This is a genomic window from Streptomyces sp. NPDC031132 (genome assembly GCF_055570595.1).
The window spans coordinates 131,109-145,089 of sequence record NZ_JBVIGX010000006.1 but is presented as its reverse complement, the minus strand read 5'-3'; the positions used below and the strand labels follow the sequence as shown (position 1 = coordinate 145,089).

The following is a 13,981-nucleotide window of genomic DNA, read 5'->3' as shown; positions in this document are numbered from 1 at the left end:
GGACGTCATGGCTTCCATTCCTCTGCGCCTCAGAGATCATTCGTACGATGTCCTCATCGGCCCCGGGGTGCGTACGTCGCTTGCCGAGGTCATCCGACGGCTGGGCGCCGGACGGGCCGTCGTCGTGTCGGCCCGCCCGGAGGAATGGGTGCCGGACACCGGTGTGGAGACCCTGCTGCTGCCGGCCCGGGACGGCGAGCAGGACAAGACCCTCGCCACGGTGGAGGCGCTGTGCGGTGAGTTCGTGCGGTTCGGGCTCACCCGGTCCGACGTCGTCGTCTCCTGCGGCGGCGGCACGACCACCGACGTGGTCGGGCTGGCGGCAGCGCTCTACCACCGGGGCGTGCCCGTGATCCACCTGCCCACCACGCTGCTCGCCCAGGTGGACGCCAGCGTCGGCGGCAAGACGGCGGTGAACCTGCCGGCCGGCAAGAACCTGGTCGGCGCGTACTGGCAGCCCAGCGCGGTGCTGTGCGACACGGACTACCTGTCGACCCTGCCGCGGCGGGAGCTGCTCAACGGTCTCGGTGAGATCGCCCGCTGCCACTTCATCGGCGCGGCCGACCTGCGCGGGCTGTCGCTGGAGGAGCAGATCACCGCCAGCGTGAGCCTCAAGGCCCGCATCGTGGAGACCGACGAGCGGGACACCGGACTACGGCACACGCTCAACTACGGCCACACGCTGGGCCATGCGCTGGAGAAGGCGACCGACTTCGCGCTGCGCCACGGCGAGGGGGTGGCCATCGGAACGGTCTTCGCGGGGCGGCTCGCCGGCGCCCTGGGCCGTATCGACCAGGCGCGGGTGGAGGAGCACCAGGACGTCGTCCGGTACTACGGTCTCCCCACCGCCCTGCCCGTCGAGGCCGAGCCCGCGGCCCTGATGGATCTGATGCGCCACGACAAGAAGGCGATGAACGGACTCTCGTTCGTCCTGGACGGCCCGAACGGCGCGGAACTGGTGAGCGACGTACCGCACGAGGTGGTCGCGCGCGTCCTGGACCGGATGCCCCGAGCACGCCTGGCCGACCTCGTCGGCGACGCCGCGCCCGGAGCCTCCACGACCGATGCGGCTCAGAAATGACACGTGCAACTCAGTGGCCGGCCGATCTCGACGGATCGGCCGGCACCGCCCGGCCGGCGGACGGCCTGCTGTTCGACAAGCTGGAGGCGGCGCTCGCCAGACCGGCCGCGCAGCAGCCGGTCTGGGGAGACCCGGAACGGGCGAGGGAGGCGGTGGCCCGGCTGAGCCGCGCCGAGCCGATCGTGACGCCGGCCGAGACGGCACGGCTGCGCAGCCGACTTGCCGCGGTCGCGCGCGGCGAGGCGTTCCTGCTCCAGGGCGGTGACTGCGCCGAGACCTTCGCCGCGAACACCGAAGCCCATGTGCGCGCCAATCTGTGGACGCTCGTGGACATGGCCGCAGTGCTCGCCCGCCGTACGGGACTGCCCGTCGTCAAGGTCGCCCGCATGGCGGGCCAGTACGCCAAGCCCCGGTCCCAGGCCGTCGACGCCCTCGGGCTGCCCGTCTACCGCGGCGACATGGTCAACTCCGTCGAGCCCACGCTCACGGCCCGGACGCCCGATCCCTACCGGATGCTGCGGGCCCACGCCGAGGCCGCACGCGCGATGGCCCTGGTGCGCACGTTCGGCGACGGCGAAGGCCACGGCGGCAGCGACATCTACGTCAGTCACGAGGCACTCCTGCTGGACTACGAGCGGTCCTTGCTGCGGGTGGACACCAGCGGGCCCGAGCCCCGGCTGGCCAGCGGGCTGGGGCACTTCCTGTGGATCGGCGAACGCACCCGCCAGCTCGACGGCGCGCACATCGCCTTCGCGGAACTGCTGTCCAACCCGATCGGCCTCAAGATCGGTCCGGGCACCAGCCCGGAGACGGCCGCCGCATACGTGCGGCGACTCGACCCGCACCGTGAACCCGGACGGCTGACGCTGGTCAGCCGCATGGGGCACCGGCAGGTCCGTGACGTCCTGCCGGCGATCGTCGCGGCGGTCACCGACTCAGGCCACCAGGTGGTCTGGCAGTGCGATCCGATGCACGGCAACACGTACACGTCGGCGAACGGATACAAGACACGCGATCTCCGGCACATCACCGACGAGATGGCCGGTTTCTTCGAAGTCCACCGGCGGCTGGGCACCCACCCCGGCGGAATTCACATCGAAGCGACGGGCGACGACGTCACGGAATGCCTCGGCGGCGCCTCCGGAACAACGGAAGCCGACCTGCCCGCCCGCTACCACACGGCCTGTGATCCCCGCCTGAACGCCGAGCAGTCGATGGAACTCGCATTCTCCGTCCCGGAGATGACGGCGGCCGCCGTCACCGAATTCGAAGCGGTGCTGCGATGACCGGCGGCACTCCCGGTACGCCGGCCATCAAAGGCACCACCCGGCTGTACGCCGTACTGGGGGATCCCATCGCCCAGGTCCAGGCGCCCGGGCTGATGAATCCCCTCTTCGCGCGCCTGCGGAAGGACGCGGTGCTCGTTCCGGTGCACGCCCGGCCGGAGCACCTCGAGCAGATCGTGCGCGGTCTGCAGCGCGTGGAGAACCTCGACGGCATGTTCGTCACGGTGCCCCACAAGGTCGCCGTCCGCCGCCTGGCCGACCGCTGCGGCCCGACCGTGGACATCGTCGGAAGCGCGAACGTGCTGCGACGGGAGGCCGACGGCAGCTGGCTCGCGGAGAACTTCGACGGCTCGGGCTTCGTGGCCGGTCTCGTCGGGGCCGGGCACGACCCCCACGGCCGGCGGGTGGCGCTGGTCGGCGCGGGTGGTGCGGGCAGCGCCGTCGCAGCGGCGCTGCTGACGGCCGGTGTCGACCGGCTGTCCCTGTACGACACGGACACCGCGAAGCTCGGCGCGCTCGTCACCCGCCTCGGCGCGTACTGGCCGGGCCGGGTACGCGCCTTGACCGGACCGCAGCTGCGCGACACCGGCATCGACATCGCGGTGAACGCCACGCCGCTCGGCATGCGTGCGGACGATCCGCTTCCGTTCCCCCTGGACACCTTGCCGCCGGGCTGCGTGGTGGCCGACATCGTCATGAAACCCCGTGAGACGCGGCTCCTGCGTGAAGCAGCCGCACTGGGTCACGGAGTCCACCACGGTATTCACATGCTCGAGGGGCAACTGAATTCCTATCGAATCTTCTTCGATTTGCACTGAACTCACGCCACGACTACCGAATCTAGGGATGCGGTGTCGCAGACGGAGCTCTATTTTGGACTTGTAATTCAGCCTATTTCTGACTGCACATGACGCTGCACGGGGCGGAGTGTGCGCCTCTTCCGCGATCTCGACGGCGACTGCTCGTGTGCGCGCGTCTTCTTCCGTAGCAGCACAGTGCCCCGCCCACTTCGCACCTCGCGTCGAGTCAGATCCATTCCTTGGAGAAACATGAACGTGCGACAGGCGCCGGAATTCCCCCAGTGGCCGCAGTATGACGAGAACGAGCGCGAAGGGCTCATCCGCGCCCTCGAGCAGGGCCAGTGGTGGCGGATGGGCGGAAGCGAAGTCGACTCCTTCGAGCAGGAGTTCGCCGAGCACCACGGCGGCGCCCACGCCCTCGCGGTCACGAACGGAACCCACGCCCTCGAACTCGCCCTGCAGGTCATGGGCGTCGGTCCGGGCACCGAGGTCATCGTCCCGGCCTTCACCTTCATCTCGTCCTCCCAGGCGGCGCAGCGCCTCGGCGCCGTCGCCGTCCCGGTGGACGTCGACGAGAACACCTACTCCATCGACGTGGCGGCGGCCGCCGCCGCCGTGACCTCGCGGACCCGGGCGATCATGCCGGTGCACATGGCCGGCTACCTGGCGGACATGGACGCACTCGGCAAGCTCTCCGCCGACACCGGCGTCCCGCTGCTCCAGGACGCCGCGCACGCCCACGGCGCCCGCTGGCAGGGCAAGCGGGTCGGAGAGCTCGGCTCGATCGCCGCGTTCAGCTTCCAGAACGGCAAGCTGATGACCGCCGGCGAGGGCGGCGCCGTACTGTTCCCGGACTCGGAGCTGTACGAGACCGCGTTCCTGCGGCACAGCTGCGGACGGCCCCGCACCGACCGCCGGTACCTCCACTCGATCGCCGGGTCCAACCTGCGGCTCAACGAGTTCTCCGCCTCCGTGCTGCGCGCGCAGCTGCGCCGCCTGGACGGGCAGATCGCCACCCGTCACGAGCGCTGGGGCGTGCTGTCCAAGCTGCTCGAGTCGATCGACGGCGTGGTCCCGCAGCGGGGCGACGAGCGCACCGACGTCCCCTCGCACTACATGGCGATGTTCCGGGTGCCCGGCATCAGCGAGGAGAACCGCAACGCTCTCGTCGACCGGCTCGTGGAGGCCGGCGTGCCGGCGTTCGCCGGTTTCCGCGCGATCTACCGCACCGACGCCTTCTGGGAGATCGGCGCGCCCGACGCGACCCCGGACGAGCTCGCCGAGCGCTGCCCCAACTCCGAGGCCATCAGCCAGGACTGCATCTGGCTGCACCACCGCACGCTGCTCGCCTCCGAAGAGGACATGCACCGTACGGCCGCGATCATCGCCGACGCTGTGGGCGCCGTATGAGCGTCAGGGTGGCCATCGTCGGGCTCGGCTGGGCGGGGCGTGAGCTGTGGCTCCCCCTGCTGAGCGAGCACGGCGACTTCGAGGTGGTGGCCGTCGCCGACACCGAACCGGCGGCGCGTGAGGCGTTCGGCGTGGTGCCGGGCATACCCGTCCACGCGACGGTGGACACGCTCACCGCCCGGTCGGTCGACCTCGCCGTGGTCGCCGTCCCCAACTTCATGCATGCCGAGGTGGCCGCGGCGCTGCTCGGCAAGGGCATCTCCGTCTTCCTCGAGAAGCCGGTGTGCCTGACCTCCGCCGAGGCCGACATGCTGGCAGCCGCCGAACGCAGCGGCGGTGCCATGCTGCTGGCCGGCAGCGCGGCCCCCTACCGCAGCGATGTGGGCGCCCTGGCGAGCCTGGTGCCCGACCTGGGCCACATCCGCCACGTCGACCTGTCGTGGGTCCGGGCGCGCGGGATCCCCAAGGCCGGCGGCTGGTTCACCCAGCGCAGCAAGGCCGGCGGCGGTGTGCTGTTCGACCTCGGATGGCACCTGCTCGACACGCTCGCCTCCCTGCTCGGTCCGGCCCGCTTCGCGGAGGTCGTCGGCGTGACGGCGAACGACTTCGTCAACGCCGGTTCCTGGAGCGCGGCATGGCGGCACGACCGGCCCGTCGCCGACACCGCCGGGGACGTCGAGGACACCGCCCGGGGCTTCTTCGTCCGCGACGACGGCGTCTCCGTCGCCCTGCACACCAGCTGGGCGTCGCACGAGGCGCGGGACGTGTCCCGGATCCAGGTGGTGGGCAGCGAGGGAACCGCCGAGCTGAGGTGCACCTTCGGCTTCAGCCCCAACCGCCAGCCCCGGCCGGTGCTGACGCTGACCCGCGAAGGCACCACCACCTCGGTTCCGGTGCCGGACGAGCCGATCGGCAACGAGTACCGGCGGCAACTGTGCCGCCTCGCCGGATTCCTGGGGGATCCGGGCAACCGCGGCAAGGCCATCGGCGAGGCCCGTACGACGGTCCGCGTCATCGAGGACTTCTACGCCTCGGCCCGCTCCGTCCGCCCCCGCAATGCCGTGCCCGCCTATCGGTAGGCGGCGCGGAAGACCAGCGGAAGACCAGTGGAACCACGGTTCCAGGAGAACGAGCAGACGTACGGGACGGCATGACGTGACAATTTCAATGGCAGGGACATCGGCGACGGCGACGCAGACGCGCTCGTCGGTCAGGCGCGGCGTGATCTTCGACCTGGACGGGGTCATCGTCGACAGCTTCGCGGTGATGGAGGAAGCTTTCGCCATCGCGTACAAGGAGGTCGTCGGAGAGGGACAGGCACCGTTCGAGGAGTACCGGCGCCACCAGGGGCGCTACTTCCCGGACATCATGCGGATCATGGGCCTCCCGCTGGAGATGGAGGAGCCCTTCGTCCGCGAGAGCTACCGGCTCGCGCACCAGGTGCCCGTCTTCGAGGGCATCGCCGAGCTGCTGGCCAGCCTGCGGTCGCGCCGGTACAAGCTCGCGGTGGCCACCGGCAAGAGCGGGCCGCGGGCGCGGTCACTGCTCGAACAGCTGGGCCTGCTGCACTACTTCGACCACGTGATCGGCTCGGACGAGGTCGCCCACCCGAAGCCCGCCCCGGACATCGTGGTGCGCGCTCTCGAGCTGCTGGAGCTGCCGGCCGAGGAGGCGATCATGATCGGCGACGCACCGACCGACATCGCCAGCGCCCACGGCGCCGGCGTGGCCTCGGTCGCCGCGCTGTGGGCCGATGTGGACGACAAGGACGCACTGCTGGGCGCTCTGCCGGGCGCCGTCCTGTACCGCCCGGACGAACTACTGGCGCTGTGCCCGTCCGTGCCCCGCGGCTGAAGGCCGTCCAAGGGCATGGAGAAGGCACATCACCTCGGTGTCGACATCGGGGGCACCAAGGTCGCCTTCCGGGTGGAGGCCGGCGCGGAGTGCGTCGACGAGTCCGCCTTCCGGTGGGGCCCGCGGCACAGCGCTGACCAGGACCTCGCCCAACTCGCCCACCACGTGGAGCAACTACGGGCGAGACTCGGCGTACCGCTCCGCGCGGTGGGCGTCGCGATGCCCGGCACGGTCGATCCGGCCGGCCGGGTCACCGCCTGGCCCAGCCGGCCGGAGTGGAACGGGCTCGACCTGGACGCCTCGCTGCGCGCGCTGTTCCCCGGAGCGGCCGTCGCCTGGGCGGACGACGGCGACCTCGGCGCGCTCGCAGAGGCGCGGGCGTCGGGCTGCGACGACCTGCTCTACCTCGGGGTGGGCACCGGCATCGGCGGCGGTCTCGTCCTGCAAGGGGCGCTGTGCCCCGGGCTCGGCCGGGGCTCCTTCGAGATCGGGCACGTGATCGTCGCGATGGGCGGTGCGCAGTGCGTCTGCGGCCGCCGGGGATGCCTCCAGGCGATCGCCTCGGGACCGGCCACCCTGGTCCGCGCGGCCGTTCTGCGGGGAGCGCCCGCCCCCTTCGAGGAACTCCGGCGGGCGCTGCGCGAAGGGGCGCCGTGGGCGGTCACCGCGGTCGAGGAGACCTCCCGGGCCCTGGCCGCCGCGGTGGCGGGCGTCCAGGAACTGGTCCATCCCCGACTCGCCCTGATCGGCGGCGGCTTCGCGGCCGGTCTCCCCGAGCTCGTCGGGCTGGTGTCGGGCCACCTCGCCGAGCTGGCCCGCCCGGGCCAACCCCCGCTGCCGGTGGAGCCGGCAGCGTTGGGGGGCCTGTCCTCGTTGCGCGGCGCGGTCGCGCTCGCCCGGCTGGCCGCGCCCTGACCGCGTACGACCCGTCAGCCGGCCCGGTGCGGTGCACCGGCCGGCACCGCGGCACGCAGCTGGTCCCGCAGGTCGTCGACCAGTGCTCCGGTGTCGTCCGGGCCGTTCGCGGCACCGAAGACGTGGTGGTCCGGACGGACGAGCAGCGAAGTCGCCCCGAACCGCGCCAGATACGGCCCGTAGACCTCGTCCGTGTCCACCACGCCGGCCACGCCGGCCACCGCCGGGCCGTGCTCGTCGGACGCCTGTCCGGGCGGCAGCAGCCGCACCACGTGGGCCCCGAGGCCGGCGAGGAAGGACAGCCGCTCCTCACCGAGCACGGTGTGCGGGTCATCGGTGGTCAGCAGGACGAAACCACGCCCGACGACATCGTCGAACAGGCCCACGGAGCCCTGACGCGCCACGCGGCCCTGCGGTACGACGGCGCCCGCGGGCGCCTCGGCCGCCTCCGCTCCCGGCCGCCGGTGCAGCAGCCCGCCCGAGAGCGCCTTCGCCGGCTCCGGCCGCCCCGCCGGCTTGCCGCGCCGGTTGGCGAGCACCGTGGCGTCCCGCTCGGCGGCGGCCGCCGGGTCCGTCACGCAGATCACCCGGCCCAGCTGGACCGACGCCAGGATCGCTTCCTTGGCCTGCGCCCGGCGCTCCTGTGTGTAGCTGTCCAGTACGGACTCGTCCGCGAGGCCGCGGAGCGTCAGGTCCAGCTTCCACGCCAGGTTGACGACGTCCCGGATGCCGGAGCACATGCCCTGCCCGGCGAAGGGCGGCATGAGATGGGCCGCGTCACCGGCCAGCAGGACACGGCCCACGCGCCACTGGTCGGCCCAACGGGCCTGGAAGATGTACGTGGTGCTGCGCAACAGGGTGGCCGTGTCCGGGGTGACGCCGAACGGCGCCAGCAGCCGCCAGGCCGTCTCGTCCCGGTTGAGCTCGGCGGTGCTCTCGCCGGGCAGGCGCATGAACTCCCAGCGCCGGCGCCCGGGGCCGCTGGCCACCACGGTCGTGGGCCGGGCCGGGTCACAGATCTGCACGTTGGTCGGGGTGAACTCGCGCGGCTGGCGCAGTTCGACGTCGCAGAGCAGCCACTCGTAGGAGAACCCGAGGTCCGTCACGGAGACGTCGAGGTGGTCGCGTACGAAGCTGTTGGCTCCGTCGCACCCCACCACCCACCGCGCGGAGAGGACGCGCGTCGCGTCGTCGTCGGTGGTTGCCGTCACCTCGACGTGCTCCCCGCCGTCGGCGATCTTCACGACCTCGTGCCCGCGCAGCACCGTGATGCCGGGAAGTGCCGCCGCCCTGGCGGCGATCAGCTCCTCCAGGGCCGGCTGGTGCATCGTGTTGGCGTCCGGCCAGCCGTACGGACCCGTCGTGGTGAACTCGATGTCCAGCAGCGCCGCGCCGGAGGGGGTCTGCCACTGGTAGCCGTTGGCCGGCTCGGTGACCCGGCCCAGATCCGGGCCGATCCCGGTGGCCGCGAGGAGCCGCGCGGTCTCCCCGTCGAAGCTGGTCGCCCGGGGGAGCCGGTACGGCCGGGCGCGGCGCTCGAGCACCGTCACCCGCCAGCCGCGCTGGGCGAGCAGCACCGAGAGCGTGGCACCGATCGGCCCGTTGCCCACGATGACGACGTCCGTGTCCGTCGGATTCGCGTACGTGTCGTGCGTTCGCATGGTTGGCATCGTGCCCCTACTCGCATGCTGTGGGCAGATCAGCGCGCACTTCGAAAAACGGCGTCAAGGAAGACTTCACAGGTCCGCGCTGTTTGAAGGGCTGAATTCCGCCACGCCGGAAAATTGCCAGAATGGTAATCAGGCCGTTCGAGGCGTGTCAAGGAGCAGGAAACGCCATCAGGTCGAGGGATGTGCAGGCGGAGATTTCTGCGCTAACCGGGCCCGCCCGACTCATTCCACCAGGGAGATGGCCCGGCCCGGACAGACGTAGGAAGCCTCACGGGCCTTCTGAGTCAGGAGTTCGCCCTCAGGCTCGGAAATGAGCACGACGACCGTGCCGTCATCCTCGCTCTGGTCGAACAGTTCCGGTTCGGTGAACATGCACTGACCTGCGCCGATGCACTTGTCGACGTCCGCGATGATCTTCATGGTGATTACCTCCTGCGGGTTCGAGAAACCACAGACTGACACATGCCCGGGTGTCTTCGAAGCGGAGCGCGTCATTTCCTGGACGAGCTATCAGATCGAGGGATGTCCGGCCGGCCCCGTCTGTCCTACCCTCCAGAAAGAAGATACAAGTCTCGGGATCGCACGGTTCCCACCGTCGATCGTTGGTCGGTCCGCGGTGGGGCAGCAGCGTGCCAAGGGTGATTCCTGAAAGGAATTTATTGCCGTGCCTCAGCCAGCGGAGCAATTCGAAAAATGGGTCCGCCGCTCTCATCCGGCGCCGGGCAGTGAAGTCCGCCTCGTATGCCTGCCGCACGCAGGAGGATCGGCGAGCTTCTACTTCCCGGTGTCCAAGGCGCTCGCGCCCGCGGTGGAGGTGCTGGCGATCCAGTACCCGGGGCGGCAGGACCGCCGCCACGAGCCGAACATCCCCAGCATCCCCGACCTGGCGGACCAGATCTTCGCGGCCGTGCGCCACCTCGACGATCTGCCCATGGCGCTGTTCGGGCACAGCATGGGCGCCGTTCTCGGCTACGAGCTCGCACTGCGCCTCCAGGACGTCGGCCTCCCCTCGCCCGTGCGGTTCTTCGCGTCCGGCCGGCGGGCCCCCTCCCGCTACCGCGACGACGTGGTCCACCTCGGGTCGGACGCACAGATGGTGGCCGAGCTCCGCAAGTTGAGCGGAACCGACGCGGCCATGCTGGACGACCCGGAACTGCTGGAAATGATCATGCCGGCCATCCGCAGCGACTACCGTGCCGTCGAGACGTACCGGTACGCACCCGGCCGGAAGCTGGACTGCCCGGTGACGGTGCTCACCGGAGACAACGACCCCCGCGTCTCGATCGACGAAGCGGCGTCCTGGGAAGCGCACACCACCGGTCCGACGGACCTCCACGTGTTCCCCGGAGGCCACTTCTTCCTCGCCGATCAGAGCGAGGCCGTGACCGGACTGGTGGCGGAGAAGCTGGTCCGCCGGAGCGTCCTGACGCCCGGCCGGTCCGACTGAGGTGAGGTGAGCCGGCCGGCGCCGCAACCACCCGCCACCGTCTGAGGACCTGTCGTCGCCCCCGAGCGGAGGGCTTGACTGGCACTCGCCGAGTGCCAGGAGGAGAGAAGCATGACTTCCAGTTCGCCGCAGCACGCGGCCTTCGTCCCCTCGCGGACAGCCGTGTGCGCGAAGCAGGCGGAGAGGTCCCTCCTGGCACCCGTCGCGTGCACCGAAGGAGACGAGGGATGACCGGGAAGGCCGGCGGTACGGGCAAGGGACAGTTGCTGGCCATCAGCGACCTCCACCTCAACCACGCCGAGAACCGCGCCCTGGTCGAGCGGATGACACCCGGCTCGCCGGACGACTGGCTGCTGGTCGCCGGGGACGTGGGCGAGAACGTGGCCGACATCCGCTGGTGCCTGGAAACCTTCGCGAGCCGCTTCCGCAAGGTCGTCTGGGTTCCCGGCAACCACGAGCTGTGGACCCACCCCAGCGACACCCTCACCCTGCGCGGCGTCGCCCGGTACGAGCACCTGGTCGGGCTGTGCCGCGAACTGGGCGTCACGACGCCCGAGGACCCCTACCCGATCTGGGAGGGGCCGGACGGCCCCGTGGCCGTGGCGCCGCTGTTCCTCTTGTACGACTACTCCTTCCTGCCGGCCGGTTGCACCACCAAGGAGGAGGGACTGGCCTACGCGCACAGCACCGGAGTCATCTGCAACGACGAGTACGTCCTGCACCCCGACCCGTACCCGAGCCGCGAGGCCTGGTGCCGGGCCCGGGTCGCCGAGACCGAGCGCAGGCTCGCCGAACTCCCCGACGGCCTGCCCACCGTCCTCGTCAACCACTACCCGCTCGACCGGCACCCGACGGACGTCCTCTGGTACCCGGAGTTCGCCATGTGGTGCGGCACCCGGCTGACCGCCGACTGGCACCGCAGGTTCAACGTGGCCGCCATGGTCTACGGTCACCTCCACATCCCGCGGACCACGTACCACGAGGGCGTCCGCTTCGAAGAGGTGTCCGTGGGATATCCCCGCGAGTGGCGCAAGCGCCAGGACCCGCCGGGAAGGCTGCGCCGGATACTGCCCGTGGAGGCCGGGTGACCGGGAGACCGGCTGACCGGCTGACCGGGTGATCCCCGCCGGTGGTCAGCCGACCTGTGCGAGTTCGGGAGTCCCACTGGCAATACGGCTCCACGTCCGCGTCAGTTCCACCCGGGAAGCCACGTTCATCTTGCGGAAGATCTTCTTCAGATGGAACGCCACCGTGTGACCCGAGATGAACAGGTGCTCGCCGACCTGGGAGTTGGTGAACCCCTGGCTCACCAACTCGGCCACCGCAGCCTCGGTGACGGTGAGAGAGCCGGCGCTCACGCCGTCCTGGCCGGCGTACTGCGGATAGCGGCCGCGTCGCACACCGAGCGAGCGGAGCTTGCTCACGACCCTGCGGGCGTCCCGCGGGGCCGCGGAATGCGCATACCCGTCCACCGCCCGTTCCAGGATCTCGACGGCGCGGTCGCGTTCCCGGTCCTGCTCGGAGAGGAGGGTTCCGGCATCTTCGTAGGCGGACGCGCCGGCCCACAGGTCCAGATGGGATTCGGCCGCTGCGATGACTCGTTCGGGATCCTCCTCCAGCAGCCCGTCGGCGTGTACGGCCGCCGCTTCTATCGACCGGAGCCCGCAGTTGCGCGCGGCGAGCCCGGAAGCCTCGGAGGCCGCCCGCCTGGCGAGGGATTCGTCGCCCAGCTTCCGCGCGGTCCGCACGAGCCAGGCGGCAGCGGCCGGCTCCGAGGCCAGGAGCTCCAGGATGAGCTGGTCGTCCGTGATGATGCCCGCGATGAGATGAGCAGCACTCTTCGCGCCGCCCTGCACTTCCAGGAACTGGGCCGCCGCCCAGGCGCACTGACCGGGCCTGTCGACCGTCCGGCCGAGAAGGGCGTCCTGCCGCAGCTGATCGACGAAGTCCAGGCTGACGCTCATGTTGCCCTGGCGCAGAGCGCTCAGTGCCAGCATGGTGTGCGCGTCGGGAAGCAGGGAGTTGAGGTCGGCCTGCTGCGCCCGGTGCACGCCCCTGCCCGCCAGGTCGGCGGCGGAGTCGACATCCCCCCGGGTGAACGCGAGTTCTGCCGAACAGATCAGAGAAGCCGCCACCAGCCCGCCGGTTTCCCCGGCGCGGGCCGTCAGCTCCTCCACGCCGGCGAGCACACGCGCCCCGGAGGCGAGCTCGCGGACCCGGACGAGCAGTACGGAATGCCAGACCATGGCCGGCCCCACGCAGTTGTCCACGCATTCAGGGTTGATCCGGGCGGCAACGGCCGCCAGGCGAATGGCCTCGACGAGTTCGCCGCGCGACCAGGCGGAAAACGAGAGCTCGGACCATCGGACCGTCTCGCAGGAGTTGCCGTCGCAGGTGCGCATGACGGAAAAAACCGGGGGCGTCTGCAGGCGAATCAGAGAGTCGAGCATCACATCTCCTGTCATCGGATCATCAGTCGCGCCGCTTCGTCCGAGTGGTGGCGGTGGACGTGCCAGTCATGATTCAGCACCGGCCTCCGGGGGGCCGGAGTGCTCCAGCCGGGCTCAAGTGCAGATCAAGACAGCTGCCGGAAGGGCGAAGTTCGGTTCGCGAGGGGCGGGCGGCCTCGCCGAACGGGAGGCTGGCGCCCACCACGGGGTCTCGCGTCCTCAGCCCGCCGGGGCACCCTCGAACCGGGCGCGCACGGCATCGAGCCGGTCCCCAGCGGTCCTCATGCCGCGGCCCCTCGACGGGACTATCAATTCTGATGATGGTGCTCCGGGAAGGGCGCCGACAGGATGGGAGCTGTTCCGGAGCTCTCCGGTGGAATGAATGGCGTGAATCAACAGCGAGGTGTCCCTTTGAGTGTCGTTCTTCTCTTGAACGGTCCCAACCTGGGCATTTTGGGGCGACGCGAGCCGGAGATATACGGCACGGACACGCTCGCCGACATCGAAGCGGCGGTCGCCCGGGAAGTGAGCGTCAAGGGGTGGGAGGTCCGCTCCGTCCAGCACGATTCGGAAGGCGACCTCGTCAGCGCCATTCACCGGCATGCCGGCAGCACGGTCGGGGCGATCGTCAACCCCGGCGCCCTGATGATCGCCGGGTGGAGCCTGCGTGACGCGCTGGCGAGCTATTCACCGCCGTGGATCGAGGTGCACCTCAGCAACGTGTGGGCCCGCGAACAGTTCCGGCACGAGTCGGTGATCGCCCCGCTGGCGAGCGGTGTCGTGGTCGGCCTGGGTGCCTTCGGCTACCGCCTGGCGGCCCAGGCGCTGATGCACCTGTCCGAGGCGAAGCCCTCCTAGGGGGTGTCGTCAAAGTAGCGTCGTCCGCCCGTGAGGGCGGGGGCGGTGGGGTCTGGTGCGTGTGATCGCAAGGCGGAGGGAGGCGACGCTCGCGTCGTCGACCGACGACAACGCGGCGAGCGCGCGTGCCGGGCCCGGGGGGGGGGGGGGGGGGGGGGGGGGGGGGCCACAACCGCGGTCTCAAGAAATACCACCCGTCCCCGTCACCAT

The 13,981-nt window shown here is 70.7% G+C and carries 13 protein-coding genes; 10 read left to right on the top strand and 3 right to left on the bottom strand.

The genetic code is table 11. The features are described 5' to 3' along the window. Nucleotides 1-7 precede the first annotated feature (7 nt). The 7 genes from ACZ49B_RS11780 to ACZ49B_RS11750 all read left to right on the top strand — a co-directional run bounded on the left by ACZ49B_RS11780 (nucleotide 8) and on the right by ACZ49B_RS11750 (nucleotide 7,346). The gene (locus ACZ49B_RS11780; protein WP_468303715.1) at nucleotides 8-1,081 is read left to right on the top strand and encodes a 3-dehydroquinate synthase family protein; all 1,074 of its coding nucleotides are present in this window, start codon (nucleotides 8-10) and stop codon (nucleotides 1,079-1,081) included. After that, complete coding sequence (locus tag ACZ49B_RS11775; protein WP_468303713.1) at nucleotides 1,078-2,367, top strand: 3-deoxy-7-phosphoheptulonate synthase; 1,290 nt, start codon at nucleotides 1,078-1,080, stop codon at nucleotides 2,365-2,367. The genes ACZ49B_RS11780 and ACZ49B_RS11775 overlap by 4 nt, the downstream gene beginning before the upstream one ends. Further along, nucleotides 2,364-3,185 carry a shikimate dehydrogenase family protein gene (locus tag ACZ49B_RS11770; protein ID WP_468303710.1) on the top strand — a complete coding sequence of 274 codons (822 nt, stop codon included), beginning with the start codon at nucleotides 2,364-2,366 and terminating at the stop codon, nucleotides 3,183-3,185. Before ACZ49B_RS11775 ends, ACZ49B_RS11770 begins: the two co-directional genes overlap by 4 nt. A 231-nt stretch (nucleotides 3,186-3,416) precedes the next feature. Continuing rightward, the gene (gene rifK / locus ACZ49B_RS11765; RefSeq protein WP_468303707.1) at nucleotides 3,417-4,577 is read left to right on the top strand and encodes a 3-amino-5-hydroxybenzoate synthase; all 1,161 of its coding nucleotides are present in this window, start codon (nucleotides 3,417-3,419) and stop codon (nucleotides 4,575-4,577) included. Beyond that, the gene (locus ACZ49B_RS11760; protein ID WP_468303704.1) at nucleotides 4,574-5,656 is read left to right on the top strand and encodes a Gfo/Idh/MocA family protein; all 1,083 of its coding nucleotides are present in this window, start codon (nucleotides 4,574-4,576) and stop codon (nucleotides 5,654-5,656) included. Before rifK ends, ACZ49B_RS11760 begins: the two co-directional genes overlap by 4 nt. An 88-nt stretch (nucleotides 5,657-5,744) precedes the next feature. Continuing rightward, the gene (locus ACZ49B_RS11755; protein WP_468303702.1) at nucleotides 5,745-6,431 is read left to right on the top strand and encodes an HAD-IA family hydrolase; all 687 of its coding nucleotides are present in this window, start codon (nucleotides 5,745-5,747) and stop codon (nucleotides 6,429-6,431) included. Between the two features lie 15 nt (nucleotides 6,432-6,446). Continuing rightward, the gene (locus ACZ49B_RS11750) at nucleotides 6,447-7,346 is read left to right on the top strand and encodes an ROK family protein (RefSeq protein ID WP_468303699.1); all 900 of its coding nucleotides are present in this window, start codon (nucleotides 6,447-6,449) and stop codon (nucleotides 7,344-7,346) included. Nucleotides 7,347-7,360: 14 nt separating this feature from the next. Here the strand turns inward: ACZ49B_RS11750 and mhpA are convergent, their stop codons facing one another. Beyond that, nucleotides 7,361-9,007, bottom strand: a complete 1,647-nt coding sequence (gene mhpA, locus ACZ49B_RS11745) for a bifunctional 3-(3-hydroxy-phenyl)propionate/3-hydroxycinnamic acid hydroxylase MhpA (protein ID WP_468303696.1) — start codon at nucleotides 9,005-9,007, stop codon at nucleotides 7,361-7,363. Nucleotides 9,008-9,238: 231 nt separating this feature from the next. Next, complete coding sequence (locus ACZ49B_RS11740) at nucleotides 9,239-9,436, bottom strand: ferredoxin (RefSeq protein WP_468303693.1); 198 nt, start codon at nucleotides 9,434-9,436, stop codon at nucleotides 9,239-9,241. Between the two features lie 244 nt (nucleotides 9,437-9,680). Between ACZ49B_RS11740 and ACZ49B_RS11735 the strand changes: the two genes are divergently transcribed. Together ACZ49B_RS11735 and ACZ49B_RS11730 are read left to right on the top strand one after the other, a co-directional pair. After that, nucleotides 9,681-10,463 carry a thioesterase II family protein gene (locus ACZ49B_RS11735; RefSeq protein ID WP_468303690.1) on the top strand — a complete coding sequence of 261 codons (783 nt, stop codon included), beginning with the start codon at nucleotides 9,681-9,683 and terminating at the stop codon, nucleotides 10,461-10,463. 227 nt (nucleotides 10,464-10,690) lie between these two features. Continuing rightward, nucleotides 10,691-11,551 carry a metallophosphoesterase family protein gene (locus ACZ49B_RS11730; protein WP_468303688.1) on the top strand — a complete coding sequence of 287 codons (861 nt, stop codon included), beginning with the start codon at nucleotides 10,691-10,693 and terminating at the stop codon, nucleotides 11,549-11,551. Between the two features lie 45 nt (nucleotides 11,552-11,596). Here ACZ49B_RS11730 and ACZ49B_RS11725 read toward each other — a convergent pair whose 3' ends face one another. Continuing rightward, nucleotides 11,597-12,913 carry a LuxR C-terminal-related transcriptional regulator gene (locus ACZ49B_RS11725; protein ID WP_468303685.1) on the bottom strand — a complete coding sequence of 439 codons (1,317 nt, stop codon included), beginning with the start codon at nucleotides 12,911-12,913 and terminating at the stop codon, nucleotides 11,597-11,599. Between the two features lie 411 nt (nucleotides 12,914-13,324). On the opposite strand from ACZ49B_RS11725, the gene ACZ49B_RS11720 reads away from it, so the two are divergent. After that, nucleotides 13,325-13,771: a type II 3-dehydroquinate dehydratase gene (locus ACZ49B_RS11720; RefSeq protein ID WP_468303682.1), complete on the top strand. Its 447-nt coding sequence runs from the start codon at nucleotides 13,325-13,327 to the stop codon at nucleotides 13,769-13,771. The last annotated feature ends 210 nt before the right edge of the window (nucleotides 13,772-13,981 follow it).

Excerpts from the sequence above, each read along its gene's own strand:
- ACZ49B_RS11780 (WP_468303715.1), top strand. The coding sequence starts at position 8 with ATGGCTTCCATTCCTCTGCGCCTCAGAGATCATTCGTACGATGTCCTC.
- ACZ49B_RS11775 (WP_468303713.1), top strand. The coding sequence starts at position 1,078 with ATGACACGTGCAACTCAGTGGCCGGCCGATCTCGACGGATCGGCCGGC.
- ACZ49B_RS11770 (WP_468303710.1), top strand. The coding sequence starts at position 2,364 with ATGACCGGCGGCACTCCCGGTACGCCGGCCATCAAAGGCACCACCCGG.
- rifK (WP_468303707.1), top strand. The coding sequence starts at position 3,417 with ATGAACGTGCGACAGGCGCCGGAATTCCCCCAGTGGCCGCAGTATGAC.
- ACZ49B_RS11760 (WP_468303704.1), top strand. The coding sequence starts at position 4,574 with ATGAGCGTCAGGGTGGCCATCGTCGGGCTCGGCTGGGCGGGGCGTGAG.
- ACZ49B_RS11755 (WP_468303702.1), top strand. The coding sequence starts at position 5,745 with ATGGCAGGGACATCGGCGACGGCGACGCAGACGCGCTCGTCGGTCAGG.
- ACZ49B_RS11750 (WP_468303699.1), top strand. The coding sequence starts at position 6,447 with ATGGAGAAGGCACATCACCTCGGTGTCGACATCGGGGGCACCAAGGTC.
- mhpA (WP_468303696.1), bottom strand. The coding sequence starts at position 9,007 with ATGCGAACGCACGACACGTACGCGAATCCGACGGACACGGACGTCGTC.
- ACZ49B_RS11740 (WP_468303693.1), bottom strand. The coding sequence starts at position 9,436 with ATGAAGATCATCGCGGACGTCGACAAGTGCATCGGCGCAGGTCAGTGC.
- ACZ49B_RS11730 (WP_468303688.1), top strand. The coding sequence starts at position 10,691 with ATGACCGGGAAGGCCGGCGGTACGGGCAAGGGACAGTTGCTGGCCATC.
- ACZ49B_RS11725 (WP_468303685.1), bottom strand. The coding sequence starts at position 12,913 with ATGCTCGACTCTCTGATTCGCCTGCAGACGCCCCCGGTTTTTTCCGTC.